Source organism: Alcanivorax sp. HI0083 (assembly GCF_001635175.1).
Genome location: NZ_LWFX01000088.1, coordinates 1 through 14,254 on the forward strand (window position 1 = coordinate 1; position 14,254 = coordinate 14,254).

Sequence of the window (14,254 nt, forward strand, 5' to 3'; positions counted from 1 at the left end):
TGTTGCGTACCGCGTGAGGCTTGTGGCGTGCCATGCACCAGATCCACGAAAATATCTTCCAGCGAACTTTGCCGTGAATGCAGGTCCTTAAATTCAATACCCTGCTCGCTCAGGTGACGCAGCAATTCAGCAATGCCCGTGTTTTCCTGGTTGGCATCGTAGGTATAAACCATCGAGTAGCCCTCATCGGCCAGCGCCAGCGCCTCGTCCGCCATGGCGGCGGGAATCGCATCAAGCGGTTCTGCCAGGTGTACTGTCAATTGCTTGCGCCCCAACTTTTCCATCAGCCGGGACTTTTCATCCACCAGGATAATTTCGCCCTGACGGATAATACCCACGCGGTCAGCCATTTCCTCGGCCTCTTCAATATAGTGGGTCGTCAGAATAATGGTGACGCCCTGCTCGCGCAGCTGGCGAACCATTTCCCACATTTCCCGGCGCAGCTCTACATCCACGCCCGCCGTAGGCTCGTCCAGAAACAGGATCTTGGGCTCATGGGAAAGCGCCTTGGCAATCATCACCCGTCGCTTCATGCCACCGGACAACATCATGATCTTGCTGTCTTTCTTGTCCCACAGCGACAGCGCCTTGAGCACTTTCTCAATGTGGGCATCATTACGCGGCTTGCCAAACAGCCCGCGGCTGAAACTCACTGTTGCCCAGACGGTTTCAAATGCGTCGGTGGAAATTTCCTGGGGCACCAGACCGATGGCGCTTCGTGCGGCACGAAAATCGGTAATGATGTCATGGCCATCGGCGAGGACCTTGCCGGATGATGGATTGACGATCCCGCAAATAATACTGATCAGGGTCGTTTTGCCGGCGCCGTTGGGGCCCAGCAGGGCAAAGATCTCCCCGGGCTGAATCTCCAGATTGACCTCTTTAAGCGCCTGAAATCCGGATTCATAAACCTTGTTAAGATTGTTGACCGAAATTACTGCATCCACATTGTCTCTCCTTCAAAGGACGCCTTCCCACTCTCACTGCATCGCGCCGATGGCAAGCATACCTTATACCGGCTAACCATTATGCACACCCGGTACCACCTATGGGCGCGGATATGCAGGACGACCAGCACGCTCACGAAACCGCCGCAAACTCCGGGAGTCGGCGCCCCGCTTTCAGGCTCTTCGCCCACCACCCAAGTACCGCCATTTGCTGCGCCAGACGCTTCTCTGCGCGGGCCTTCTGCTCCTCCGATTGCCAGCGCCCATGGGCATCAAATTCGTCACCGGCATTGATGATGCTCACCACATTGCGCACTGTCACTGCATGCAACTCGGCATAGACCAGCCGTAACAGCTCTACCGCTCGCAACCCACCGGACACCCCGCCATAACTGATAAACGCCACCGGCTTTGCTTTCCAGGCCGCACTGGAGATATCAATGACCTGCTTGAGGATGGCTGGAAAACTGTGGTTGTACTCCGGCGTAACCACTAAAAAGGCATCGGTCTTTGTCAGCCTGTGATGCAACTGCCGCACACTGGCGGATGCTGCATTCGGAAAATCCGCCGGCACAGCAAAATCACGGGGATCAATCACCTGCAGCGCAAAATCGGGCAGATCCCGAATCTGCTCTGCAGCCCAATTGACCAGAGTGTCACACAAACGCCCTTCACGGGTACTGCCGTACACCAGAGCCAGAGTCAGCGGATCGCGCGTGGCCATATTACCTCCTGAACAGTTGACGACAATGAAGGCTCAGCGTAAAACCTCAATCAATATTGAGGTCAATATTGAAAGAGACAGGGAGCAGCTATGACCCTCATCAACGCAAACGATATCGGTAAAGCCCTGACCGTGGGGGAAGTGGCAGACCGGAGTGGGGTTGCGGTATCCGCCCTGCACTTTTATGAAACCAAGGGGTTGATCCAGAGCTGGCGCAGCAGTGGCAACCAGCGCCGCTACCACCGAGATGTACTGCGCCGTGTCGCCGTGATCAAGGTCGCCCAGCGTATTGGCATTCCCCTGGCCGAAATCGCCGACGCCATGGCCAGCCTGCCCGACGGCCGCACGCCCACCGCCCGTGACTGGAAGCGACTCTCCGCACGCTGGCAGGAGCAACTGGATGCGCGCATTCATGCCCTGACCCAGTTACGTGATCAACTGAGCGACTGTATCGGTTGTGGGTGCTTGTCGATCAAGGCCTGCCGGCTGCGCAATCCCTATGACTCACTCTCCGAGCAGGGCACCGGGGCCCAGTTACTCGAGGATGAACAATGACCCTGATTCCACTTCTGCCCGGGCTTTCTCTGCGAACCTTCTGCGCCAAAAACACTCTGTCATTGTAGCCTGCGACTTTTGTCGGCATTCATTTTGCCGACCGTGACGTGGCAGAATGGGGGCCCTATTCTTTACTGGACCCAGCATCTGAACCCCGGGCACACCCCGCCCAACTCTTATTAACCGCAATCAGGAGGCAGTATGAACGAGAATACCGTAACCGTTATCCCCGGTGACGGAATCGGACCGGATATCGTGGATGCCACGGTACGGGTACTGGACGCGCTGGATTGCGGTCTGAAATTTGAGTATGCCATCGCAGGGCAGACCGCTCTGGATCAGGGCCTGGAGCTGGTGCCGGAAGACACCCTCGCCGTGCTCAAACGCAACCGCCTGGCGCTGAAAGGCCCTATCACCACCCCGGTGGGCGGCGGCTTCACATCCGTGAACGTGACCTTGCGCAAGACCTTCGACCTGTTCGCCAACGTGCGCCCGGCCCTGTCCATTCCCGGTGTGAAATCCCGCTATGACAATGTGGACATCATGACCATTCGGGAAAATATCGAGGGTATCTATTCCGGGCTGGGGCAAACCGTCAGTGACGACGGCGAAACTGCCGAGCTGCGCAGCCGCATCACTCGCACCGAGTCTGAGCGCCTGCTGCGCTTCGCCTATGAAACCGCCACCAAACAGGGGCGCAAGAAAGTCACCGTGGTACACAAGGCCAATATCATGAAGTCCACGTCCGGGCTGTTTCTGGATGTGGCTCGCAAGGTTCGCGAGGACTACCCGAATCTGGAACACGAGGAAATGATCGTGGACGCCACGGCCATGCAGCTGGCCATGAACCCTCATCGCTTCGATGTGATCGTCACCACCAACCTGTTCGGCGATATTCTCTCCGACCTGTGTGCCGGCCTGATCGGCGGCCTGGGCGTAGCACCGGGCGCCAACATCGGCGAGCACGGCGGCCTGTTCGAAGCCGTCCACGGCAGCGCCCCGGACATCGCTGGCAAGGGCATCGCCAACCCCACCGCCATCATGCTGGCTGGCGCCATGATGCTCGATTACATGGAACAGCACGACAAGGCCAAAAGGTTACGCCGCACCGTGCGACACGTGGTCGGCCAGGGGGAAATCGTCACTCCGGATCTGGGCGGGCGCGCCAGCACCACCGAGTTTACCGATGAACTGATTCGGCATCTTACTGCCTGATTCCACCCACGGCCGCACCGCAACGTGCTGCAGGCATATCGCCCGCAATGCCATAAACAGTGTCTACCCCAGAGCGCGCAGGGTTCATAGAGAAAGACTTAGGAACCCTCTGCCGCTCGACATTCCCAGTGCCGAGAATGCCTTTTCCTCTGGGGAGGCATCGCGCTGCCGACGGCAGCCCCTCGGCCACACCAGCCCCACGTTTTCTTTCACCTCCTCGCGACACAGGAAAACGTGATGCACTTCACGATCCACTCAGCACCCGCTAAGCTAGTCCCTATCCTCTAATCAGGGGAAGGGAACACTGGTGGCTCTTCTGCAATTGCCGTTCGGGTTGGGGCCCGAAGAAAGCGGCCACCTTGTACGGAAAAGCCAAAACAAAGCGACACGCTCCCTGGTGAGCAGAGCCCGCAGCATCTCCACGCCTGCACCCAGCCGCTCGGCAAGCCACCGGAGCGCCGACCGACATAAAGATACACACCGGAAGCATTCACCATGGGGGCATCGGAATGAATCCAGCACAGATACTTCAAAATGAACCCGACCTGCTCCATGCACTCTATGGCGCGCTCACCCATCCGCAGGGTTTTCATACCTTTCTGGAAAAGCTGACCAACGCCATCAAGGGCTGTGCCGCCCAGCTACTGGTCATCAACCGGCAGCCCTTGCGCATGGAGCACCTCTGGTATCACGGCCTGTCCGAAGAATTCATCACCTGGTATCTGGAAAACAACATGATTGCCCAGGACGTGGTCACCAACCAGGCAGTCAAGCAGGCGCCAGGGCTGTTCCAGGCTGCCCTGCCCCTGCTGCCAGACTTCCAGCCCGATGAAGATTATTCCAAATGGGAAAACGAACAGGACATGCTGGATTCCGCCTGGCTGCTGGTTGATACCACCCGCACCCACAGCTTCGTGCTCACCATCCAGCGTACCGTTGCACAAGGCCCATATCAGCAGGCGGAACTGGATGCCCTGAATCGACTGGTTCCGCATATCCGCCAGACCGTACAGCTTTACCGGCAACTGGAGACCCGTAACCAGGCGGCCTCCTCACTGGCCGCCATCATTGACGTTCTCCCCGACGCCACCTTTGTCCTCGACAGCATGGCCACCATCCTCTACTCCAACAAGGCTGCCCGTGAGCTGATCGCCCGCGAGCGCTGCCTGGGCATTCGTGACGAACGCTTCCGCTTCGCAGAAAGCGATGTCCAAAGCGCCTTCTTTCGAGCCTCCGCCCAGGTGGTTCGCTCCAGCATGGGCAAGGAAGCCTATTGCAGCGAGACCCTGTTTCTCAAACGAGAAGGACGCAGCCCACTGATATTCGTGATCCGCCCCATCGAAAGCAGCGACCTGCTTGCCGGTGGCGCCCTGGTCAGCGCCTACGAAACAGACAACCGCCCCCTTCCCCGCGCGGAGCATATTGCGACCTATTTCGAGCTGACTCCTGCTGAAGCGCAGGTTTGTGAACAATTGGTCAGCGGGAAAGACGTACAGACAATAAGCGAACAGTTGGGCCGCAGCGTCTCCACTGTGCGCTCGCAGATAAAACAGGTTTTCCAGAAAACCGGTTGTTCCCGACAGGGGGAGCTGATCAGCCGAATTCTGGCAGCGTTGTTGCGGTAGTACTCACCTCTGTCATCCCTGTGTTATTCGTTAGCACCCCCTTCACGAGGACGCTGAATGAATAGATATTGGAGTGTCAAAACCTTTTCTCCTAACCGTCCAGAAAGCATAAAAAAAGAGGGGGCACGCCCCCCTCTTACCTGGATACAAACGAGGTGTTATTGAGGAAGAACCTCACCTTCGCCAACAGGGTTGGCCTCATCGCTGACAAAGAACCCGAGCAAGCTCTCGGTAGAGCCAGCAATATGACGGAAATCGACAATCACAGCATCCGAGCCACTGTTCTTGATCGGCGCAAGCGTCCAACTGCCGGTATTACCCGGAGTGCCTTCAGTGAACCTCAGGGTGCCGCTTGTCGTGGCTTCCCAAGGTGCATTAATCGGGTTTGATTCTCCATCGTCCACGAAGGTCATCGTGCCCGTGCCATCTTCGTTGAGATAAATATTGGCCTTGTCATTTTCGCCAACCAGGTCAATGCTGAAATCAATCTCCATCCCTTCGAAGAAGCCATCTTCTTCACGCTCGACGATAACAGTACTGGCATTCCCGGCCAGGTCTTCCAGCTCCACAGCGAAACGGCCAATACGACTGAAACTAAAGCTGCCGTCGTCGGCATGAGTAAAGGCCAGGTCGCCCCACGGTTGCTGTTCATAGGACTCAAGCGCATTAGGAGAATCTGCATCATACAGCCCCCCCGGCCCGTCCGTTTCAGCCTCAACACTGGAGATAGTGAAAGCGCCACCGCTAGTCGAATAGGTTCCCCACTCGGAAGACACCTCTATCGGAGAGGCGCCCTCATAGGATTCCTCATTGGCATTGTGCGCTATGGTGTAGTTGGAATCGTCCAGAATGGTCAGCACATTGAAAGCGCCGCCCTCTTCTGCCAGATACCAGGCACCGACAAGCGGATTTGTCGAACTTTCAATCGCCGTAAACGTCACCGTATTGTCTACGAATTGATCATCCGACAGCTCTTCCGTGACAGTAAGAACAAACTCACTATCGGCCAACTGTAATGTCACGGTTTCACCTGACAGATCAGACAACCCACCACTATTATCGGATTCACCGGACACCGTCAGGGTTAAGTCGCCAGATACGGGATCCCAGGTATAGGTTCCCCATTCGGCAGTTGCAGCCTCTTGATCACCATCATCAGCATTTGAATGAGCAATGATGTAGCGATCATAATCCAGGAAACTCAATACATTGCGGCCATAGTCGTCTACAAACAGCCAACTGCCGCGTAGATCGGCCTGCTGAGAGGCGGCGAAATGCGCTTCGGCCTCTTCTTCTGTTACCAGGGTTTCACCGATCGCCGTTTGCGCCTCGGTTTCAAAAGCGCCGGCAGGCTGATTCACCTCTACATCCTTGCCAACAAAGCTATCAAGCGTTTGCTGACTAATGGTGATGCCGTTGTCAGGATTACCGTCGTCATCCAGGGTCTGAAGCAACCGCAGTACATTGGTTACCACATCCGCATCGTTACCTTCGGCCATATCCGCCGGCGTGACACGCCCGGTTGCCGTTACGGCTGGCAGTTCGGTATCGCCAATGCTAAAGATGACGGTATCACCCTCAACATAATTGTATTCCCCCAGAGCCGTGGTCGTTCCGCTCTTGTTCCCTGGGGACGTCTGATAGCTGATACCCGCGACCGCGCTATCGGTGAATACCCCTGTCTCCGTCTTTGCGGAAGGCTCTGGCGCCTTACCACCACCGGACGAGGAGCCCCCGCCCCCACAGGCAGTGAGCATTACCGCCAGCGCCAATGATCCATACTTGAATGTTTTCATGTTCCCTCCAGTGCGAATAAAACTCTTCGAGGACACTAGAAGACCACTGGCGTCCCCGGCGCGCATCCCCCAAATTGGGGATGAGCAGCAACTAACTGTTAACCCCTTGGTATTCAGGCGGGGGCTGATAGGAAAAGGAGAATCAGCCCGCGCTGGAGAGCAGAAAAGGCGTGCGGGAAGGGGGCATCTAGCGTTGTACAGACTGTACCGAGAAAGGGGGGGAGAGGCGCAGAAAATAACCTCGGCGTGACGGTAAGAGCACGGCGACATAGCAAGCCACCGTCACTCCGGAGTTATTCGCTACGCTCACCCCTTCGGGGCCAGACGTCGTCTGCTCTGCGCTTCACTTGTGCCCCGGAGTCTCCCTCAAAGCATCGTAGCCTTTTCAAACACTCTGCCAACGGAAGGAGATCCCGGGGCGAGCCCGGGATGACGGTGGGTTATTGGTTTGCTTAGTCTGCCGTAAAGTTCAGGGTGAAATGACACACGGATTTCTGGCTGTCGTTATTCCATGTCCAGGTTTCCGTTCCCGTGATCGTTCCCGTTATCTTCGGTGACTCACCCGGGTGATAGGTGGCTTCCCAGTTATAGGATTCCTGTGTATAGAAGTAATAACAGCGTTGCTGCCCGTCTGCATCACAGCCTTCGTTTTCCCAAACCACATCACCAACCTCTGACAGAGAGAGGATTCGGGTATCTTTGTCATAAGAGCCAGAATCACTGTAGCTGCCATCTTCATCGGTTCCTTCCAGCGTAAACTGGTCCAGGTCAGCCTTCAGCTTCCAGGTTTCCGAGAAACTTGAGCTATCACCGACGACCAGATCACCAATCGTGCAGCGCATACTGTCATTGTACGGAGGGTTGTTGGCCTCAATCAGCGCACCGGGTTGATAACTGGCGACGGTTTCCGTGATCATCAAATCCAGCGTTGTCACAGAGTTGGTCGGCTCTGGATCAATACCATCCTCAATCCCGTCATCATCCGAGTCAGGGTCAAAATCATTCGGGTCCTGGCCGTTGGGCAGGCCGTCACCATCGATATCATCATCGGCCACGTCCCCTACGCCATCATTGTCAAAATCTTCCTGGCCAGGATTAGGGATAAGAGGGGCATTATCCAGATCATCAATCACGCCGTCCTCATCCGTATCCTCTTCACAGGCATCACCAATGCCATTGCTGTTAGCATCGGTTTGACTGGCATTGGGGGTCAGGCGGCAGTTGTCAGAAGTGTCGGCAACGCCGTCCCCATCATCGTCGCTGTCACACACATCACCCTGGCCATCGCTGTCGGTATCCAGCTGGCTGGCATTGGGGATTGCCGGGCAATTATCTTCGGCGTCGATGATCTCATCGTTATCCGCATCCAGATCACAGGCATCGCCGATACCATCATTATCGCCATCCGCCTGGTTAAAATTCGGCGTTTCCGGGCAGTTGTCTTCATGATCCAGGATTTCATCGTTGTCCATGTCCTGGTCACAGGCATCCCCTGTACCATCGGCATCCTCATCCTCCTGGTTCGGGTTGGCGATGCCAGGACAGTTGTCTGCGCTGTCAAGGTGGCCATCCAGGTCGCTATCCGCTTCCAGATCTGGGTTTTCCACGGTTTCATCCAGATCCTCGGGGGGATCCACCTCGACTCCGGTTTGTTCTGTTTCTGATGCCAGCAAATCTTCCATGTCACTGATNAGAGTATCGGTGCCCGGCACCTTAACCACGCTCAGGTCCTGGTTCAGATCATCTACCACATTGGTACCGGAAAACCCGGAGATAGGGGCGCCATCAACTTCCCCGTCTACAATTCCATCGCTGGCGTCTTCTGCCAGCATGGCGATAACCTCATCGGAGGACGCCGGCGTACTTGTTCTACCCCCGATCCCGGTAGCTACGGCAACCAGCGCTTCATTCGCCATGCGATATTTCACGACGGAGGAGAAATCCGCCTCCTCCATGCCTTCCACATAGAGAGGCGGTGTTTCAAACAGATTCAGGGCTGGATCAATACCAAACCCCAGCGTGGTAGCGACTTGCGCCTGCGCCGCAGCAAGCTCGCTATCGAAGTTTTCTGTTGTGAGCGCTTTATTGCTCAACAGCTCTACCACCATTGTGGTCATCGGCGTCGCATAAACCGGCTGATTTCCACTCAATTGCGACTGGGTCACAATGGTTTTCAGCGTCTGCATGGCGGCACTGCCGTCATCGGTGGACAAGTCCGTGGTTTCTCCGTCGACGGTAATCACCAGCAGGAAAGGCCCCTCTACTGGCTTCAATGTCAGGCTTTCAATGGCTGCCTGCTGATTAGTGCGCGTTTCTCCGACACTCGCACCCTGCAAATTTTCCGCAGCCAAATCAATGCGATAAGCCGTGACGGGTGCATTGGCCAACGGCCCCTTCACGGCGGCCCCGGACATTTTCATCCCGGAGTTGTTCCCACCATTGTCGGCGGGCGCACTGCTGCTTCCACCACCGCCACAGGCGGACAACGCCGCCGCCACACCAATTGCCAACGCGCTTCGTATAAACCGGCTCTTTGTCGTCATTTCCCCTACCCTCATTCGAGTTTCACCAACGGCAGCGCCTGTCGCACTGCCATTCATTCACTCAAAGAAAAGTAGCCATACTGAAAAAAATCCACATCCCCCAAATGGGGGATAAGCATTTGCTCACCGGGAAACCACTTCTTGCATCATTGCATGGGAGAAAAAAAGGGAACCAACCTACGCTTGAGAGCAAGAAAAGCCCTAATCCGTGAGGTGCGCAGGCTTGACTGATCAGGGCCTTGATCGATATACCCTTGATCTGACTACGAAAACTCGGCCCACGGGAAACATTGCCTCTAACGGCAGGAGATCCCGGACCAGGTCCGGGATTAGGCGGGATACATTCAAGGAAGTCGAATACGCCTCTTCCTGGTAATTCTCTGTACGACCCCTTCGGGGGCAGTCTCTGGCCGTTCTGCGCAGAGTCTTTACCCCGAAGCCTCTTTCCGGCTATTGGGAAACTGTCAGTTTCCCTGCCAAATCTTATTCCTCAGGACAACCTGACCCTGGCTCCTCCATGATTGAAAGCGTGACCGGAATAGGATCAAAGTTATCGGCAAGGTCTACCTCTGTATCAACATACATATAGTAGGTTTTGCTGCTTTCCAGTTGCTCACTGAAAGGATCGCCATCCCACCCTCCGCTTGCCCCCATGCAACTTTCGTCGTCGCAGAGCCATGCCTGCACGTCAATCTCGCCAGCACTTGCATAACCGCAAAAAAAGCCGCTCGCTGACGGTGAAAAGGAAAAGCGATTACTCTCCCAGGTACTGTCAAAAATATAGCCTGAGACCTCACCGCCGGAGGATGGCACCGGCACGATGCTGTCTTCATCTATCCCCACATCACCAGATCCATCACCCGACCCATAATCGCCTGATGACGTATCACCATCACCACAAGGGAGAAACGCTTCACCACCGATCAAATCCAGATAATCCTGGGTGTAGTAGAAGTAGGTTTTGTCAACCTCTACGGCGCAGGAGTAGGGATAACTGGATTTTGCAGGGCACTCACCGGAACGGTAGGAGTAGCCGAAAGAATCTTCCATAGCCAATAGCTCCTGCCTTGCCGCCTCTGTAGGAAGGGTGGCTTCTGTACAGGATCCATCAACAATAATATGCGCAGGGTAATCCCCCCCGCCGGTATCCAGGATTGCCTCACTTCCCTCAACATATTTGAAGACCTGCTCTCCTCCCACGGAGACCATGACCTCAGCATAATCCAACGGAATGCCCGCCTCCTGTGCCTGGCGCTTGTCCTGGCAGCTGGCAATATTGTCGAAGCCGACCAGGCAATAATCGAAAGGATTCCCCTTGACGACACGTTCCGGGATTTGTTCGCTGCAATCAAAGGTTTCGCTGGTTTCCACGCCGGTAACATTATTGCGATAAGTTCCTTCTACCGTCACATCCCCACCAAACGCCGACAGGGTGTAATTGCCAATGGGCATATATAGCTGATTGTCCGATGAACTGTTCTCGCCACAAACGGCCAGCTCTGTGGAGCCTGGGCCGCGCGTCGCCAATCCGAATTGAAAGGCATACAGCCCTTTACTGCTCGCTCCCTTGGTATTGAACAGCAACCGGAAGGTACAGCCCTGCGCATCGGAGACCTCGATCATGCTGGCAGGGCTGGCAACCAGGCCATCATTGGATTCCACAATTTTTCCTCGGCCATAATCCCCAGTCCGCAAACCCAGTCCGGTAATACCGTTGGCCAGCCTTACGCTTGAGATCAGGTAAGCCTGACCGTTTTCATGCAGTACATCCGCAGGCTTCGTAAATTCGGGGTCTTGCGAACCTATGGCATAGGCACTGCTGTCGATAAGGAAGCTGTCGCCATTATTGAGGGACAGGGTCACGTTGAGGGGATCTGTGCTGGTGACACTCAGGTCAGCATCGGAAAAGCCCGCTGCGCAGCCTTCAAAGTAACCGTAATTGATAATTTCTATGGCATTGAAGTTCCCTGGGGCAATATCGGTGACGCGACTGCCTTGGGAGGTAAGAATCTCCATTTTCTGGAAATCCACTCTGGCAACCTCTGCCTCGGTCAGCATTTCCCCTTCACCCGCTGTATCAGCCAGCAAGCCTTGCACGTCGATCTCATTGGACCAGTCCAGGAAGGCATTGGTCGCCACCTCATTCACTGAACTGTCCAGCTGGATACCGTTATCCAGATTGCCATCGACATCAATGCTGACCAGATATTGGATCTTGAGAGTGCCTTCCGGAGAGAAGGCATCTGGAATCAGATGACTCAGCGGGGTATAGCCTGTGCCCGTCACGGTAGCCAGCAGGGTGTCACCCACAAAAAAATCGACGCTATCGCCCTGTTTGTACTGATAGCCTCCGCCAGCATCCACTTCACCTTGAATGCCAGAGCTGGTGACATAACGCAGGCCGGTTATCGGCCCCTGAATTTTGCCACTCCCCGCACTCTTTGCGGCGGCCGAGCTGCTGCCATCGCCGCCGCCCCCTCCGCCACCACAGGCCGTAATAACCAAAGCCAGCCCCATGGCCAGAATCTGCCTGACCGCTTGCACTCTATTCATGATGTCGCCCCCTTTCGCATGTATTCGATGAAACCCTTTCTTTCTCAATTCATCACAAAGAAGCAGGCTAACGGGGACAAACGATGCACACATCCCCAATATTGGGGATGGGTAATCACTTACCGTTCAGACCAGAAAATACAAAGCGTTTGAAATAAACCTGAATGAAAACTAACCCGCACTGGAAAGCAGGAAAGGAACGCGGGGCTGAGTAACCTGCTGTTGGACAGGAAGGGCTCTGACCAGTTTGGTGAGCTGGGCCTGGCTGGTGACTTCGGTTTTGATAAAAATGCTTTTAATCTGGCTACGCACCGTGTGGAGAGAAACATTGCCACTGGCGGCAATATCCGCCGGCTTTTCGCCCTGCGCAACCAGGGCCGCAACACGCGCTTCCGCCGGGGTGAGATCCAGCAAGGAGGCGAGCTTGCCAAGATCCATCTGCGACTGCTGTTCGCCATCCACCAGATAGATAGCAACGTGCGCGGGGACCGGCATCAGGCTACTGTCTGCATCCGGGTGCAGGGGAATTACCTGCATGAGCAAGGGCGTGCGCCCGCAACGCCATACCGGGACGACACCGCCAGTTACCGGGGCATGGACATTGCTGCCATCGAAGGAAGCGGCGAGCAGTCTATCCAGTAGATCTTGTGCGGCCTTGTTCTTTAGACGCAGTTTTCTGGTATGCATGCGAAGAGAGGGTTCTGCACGCAGCATTTCCCAGGCAGACTCGGAGGCGTACACCACCTCTTTGCGAACATTCAGCAACAACATGGCACCGAACCGGCCTTGTTGCTCCAGATAATCCTGCTGTTGTTTACGCTGGTGGATAATTGCTTCAAGCCGAAGAGCGCGGCGAATATGTGGCGTTAGTGCATTAAAGGCATTGGTCTCGTTACGGGTAAAATGGCCCTGCCCGCCGGTACGCTGCATAAACATCTGTATGGTCTGGCCTTCGTGCTGCCAAACCGTTCCGCTGGCACCATGGTGAATATCCAAACCACGGGCCCAATCATTGAAGAACTCGGACCGGTAGAACGTTTTCTGATCGCAGNTACCATCCAGAAATGAGGAATAAAATTTACCCGGCGGCAGCGAAGCCAATCCGGGTCGCCAGGGGCAAAGGTTCACATAGTGCTCTACAAACGCCTTGTGAGCACTGGCATCGGTGTTAACCTGCACGCCGTTGAACACTTGGTCGGCATCCTTGTTCATCACCAGGATACGCGCCGAACGACTGCCAGACAGGCTCACCATCCGGTTCAGGAACTCCTGCCAGCCGGATTTTTCGTAAGGTGCGTAGTAGAGGGCGTCCAGTAAAGCATTCAGCCCTTTGCCAACAAACATAACCCGCCTCTTTCTTCCCCCTGCTCAAACAATACCACAAAGATTATCGTCCCAAGCTCATGTCTTATACCGGCAAATTCAGCACCAGCGCGGTCAGTTGTGACTGGGAATGCGCCCCGGTCTTACGGTAGATATTTTTGATGTGATGGCGGACGGTGTGCACAGAAAGGTTCAGTTGATCCGCGATTTGCCCCGGCTTTTGACCGCGCGCAATTCCATTGGCAATCCGCGACTCCGACTCGGTCAATCCCAGACACTGTCCGATCAACTCTTCTTCACTATTTTCTTCGCTCGGCTCTGCGACGATAAAGACCGCCAGCAAACCATGCGACAGGAACAACGCTTCATCGCGAGGCTGCACCGTACTGACCAGCAATCGCATAGACTCCTTCCCTGCATCGCCAATGTTCACCATCCCGGTGTATTTGCGCGTTAGGCACTCCTGCATGAGCGCATCCAGCTGCACCTGAGACTGTCGAAAGGACAGTCTCAGGCGATTCTCTTCGAGCCTCACCGAGGCTGCTCTCATCAACTGCTTCTCTGCTTCCGCAGACACGAAAACCACGTTCTGCTGACCGTCCAGAAGCAACATGGCTCCCTGTCTTTGCCGGTAGACCGCAATCTGACGATCATCCAATAGTCTGGCGGCTTCCTCCTGACGAAGGGCTCTGGCAATGTGCGGCATTAGCCCTTCAATCAATTCCTTTACAGCAGCCCCAAACTCGCCCTGCTCTGCTGGACGCTGCACAGTCAGCACCAATAGTGCATCGTCCGTATCATGCCGAACATCACACAGGGTGAGCGCGGACGCGCCACGGCTGTCGGACTTTGCAAGGGCGCGGCTACTCTGATAACCGCCCAGTCGCTGGTCGTTCTCCCTATTCAGCATCAACAGTTGAGCGGATTGCCCACCGCTCAATACACTGATCCGGTCCAGGCAATCCTGCCATCC

10 protein-coding genes are annotated in these 14,254 nt (G+C 55.5%); 3 read left to right on the top strand and 7 right to left on the bottom strand.

Translation table 11 applies throughout. The features are described from left to right. Together A3754_RS00970 and A3754_RS00975 are read right to left on the bottom strand one after the other, a co-directional pair. Window positions 1-947 (bottom strand): ABC transporter ATP-binding protein (locus A3754_RS00970; RefSeq protein WP_063518612.1); only part of this gene is annotated, 947 nt, incomplete at its 3' end. Window positions 948-1,080: 133 nt separating this feature from the next. Beyond that, on the bottom strand, window positions 1,081-1,671 hold the full coding sequence (locus A3754_RS00975) for an NADPH-dependent FMN reductase (protein ID WP_063518613.1): 591 nt from the start codon (window positions 1,669-1,671) through the stop codon (window positions 1,081-1,083). A 90-nt stretch (window positions 1,672-1,761) separates the two neighbouring features. On the opposite strand from A3754_RS00975, the gene soxR reads away from it, so the two are divergent. The 3 genes from soxR (at window position 1,762) to A3754_RS00990 (ending at window position 5,066) form a co-directional block, all read left to right on the top strand. Beyond that, window positions 1,762-2,226 carry a redox-sensitive transcriptional activator SoxR gene (gene soxR, locus A3754_RS00980; RefSeq protein WP_063518614.1) on the top strand — a complete coding sequence of 155 codons (465 nt, stop codon included), beginning with the start codon at window positions 1,762-1,764 and terminating at the stop codon, window positions 2,224-2,226. Window positions 2,227-2,427: 201 nt separating this feature from the next. Continuing rightward, window positions 2,428-3,441 carry an isocitrate dehydrogenase gene (locus A3754_RS00985; protein ID WP_063518615.1) on the top strand — a complete coding sequence of 338 codons (1,014 nt, stop codon included), beginning with the start codon at window positions 2,428-2,430 and terminating at the stop codon, window positions 3,439-3,441. Window positions 3,442-3,950: 509 nt separating this feature from the next. Continuing rightward, entirely contained in the window at window positions 3,951-5,066 is a 1,116-nt protein-coding gene (locus tag A3754_RS00990; RefSeq protein ID WP_063518616.1) for a helix-turn-helix transcriptional regulator, read from the top strand. Window positions 5,067-5,224: 158 nt separating this feature from the next. Here A3754_RS00990 and A3754_RS00995 read toward each other — a convergent pair whose 3' ends face one another. From A3754_RS00995 to A3754_RS01020, 5 genes are all read right to left on the bottom strand, one after another. After that, a complete protein-coding gene (locus A3754_RS00995) occupies window positions 5,225-6,862 on the bottom strand; it encodes a hypothetical protein (protein ID WP_063518617.1) in 1,638 nt (545 codons plus the stop codon). A 452-nt stretch (window positions 6,863-7,314) separates the two neighbouring features. After that, entirely contained in the window at window positions 7,315-9,372 is a 2,058-nt protein-coding gene (locus tag A3754_RS01005) for a thrombospondin type 3 repeat-containing protein (RefSeq protein WP_063518619.1), read from the bottom strand. A gap of 516 nt (window positions 9,373-9,888) precedes the next feature. Beyond that, window positions 9,889-12,006 carry a hypothetical protein gene (locus A3754_RS01010; protein WP_156496653.1) on the bottom strand — a complete coding sequence of 706 codons (2,118 nt, stop codon included), beginning with the start codon at window positions 12,004-12,006 and terminating at the stop codon, window positions 9,889-9,891. Between the two features lie 123 nt (window positions 12,007-12,129). Further along, window positions 12,130-13,302: a helix-turn-helix transcriptional regulator gene (locus A3754_RS01015; protein WP_063518621.1), complete on the bottom strand. Its 1,173-nt coding sequence runs from the start codon at window positions 13,300-13,302 to the stop codon at window positions 12,130-12,132. A 64-nt stretch (window positions 13,303-13,366) separates the two neighbouring features. Continuing rightward, the coding region (locus tag A3754_RS01020; RefSeq protein WP_156496654.1) for a helix-turn-helix transcriptional regulator at window positions 13,367-14,254 on the bottom strand (888 nt) is incomplete at its 5' end.

Bases quoted from the DNA above. Each gene is read 5' to 3' on its own strand.
- A3754_RS00990 (WP_063518616.1), top strand. From the start codon at position 3,951: ATGAATCCAGCACAGATACTTCAAAATGAACCCGACCTGCTCCATGCA.
- A3754_RS00975 (WP_063518613.1), bottom strand. From the start codon at position 1,671: ATGGCCACGCGCGATCCGCTGACTCTGGCTCTGGTGTACGGCAGTACC.
- soxR (WP_063518614.1), top strand. From the start codon at position 1,762: ATGACCCTCATCAACGCAAACGATATCGGTAAAGCCCTGACCGTGGGG.
- A3754_RS00985 (WP_063518615.1), top strand. From the start codon at position 2,428: ATGAACGAGAATACCGTAACCGTTATCCCCGGTGACGGAATCGGACCG.
- A3754_RS00995 (WP_063518617.1), bottom strand. From the start codon at position 6,862: ATGAAAACATTCAAGTATGGATCATTGGCGCTGGCGGTAATGCTCACT.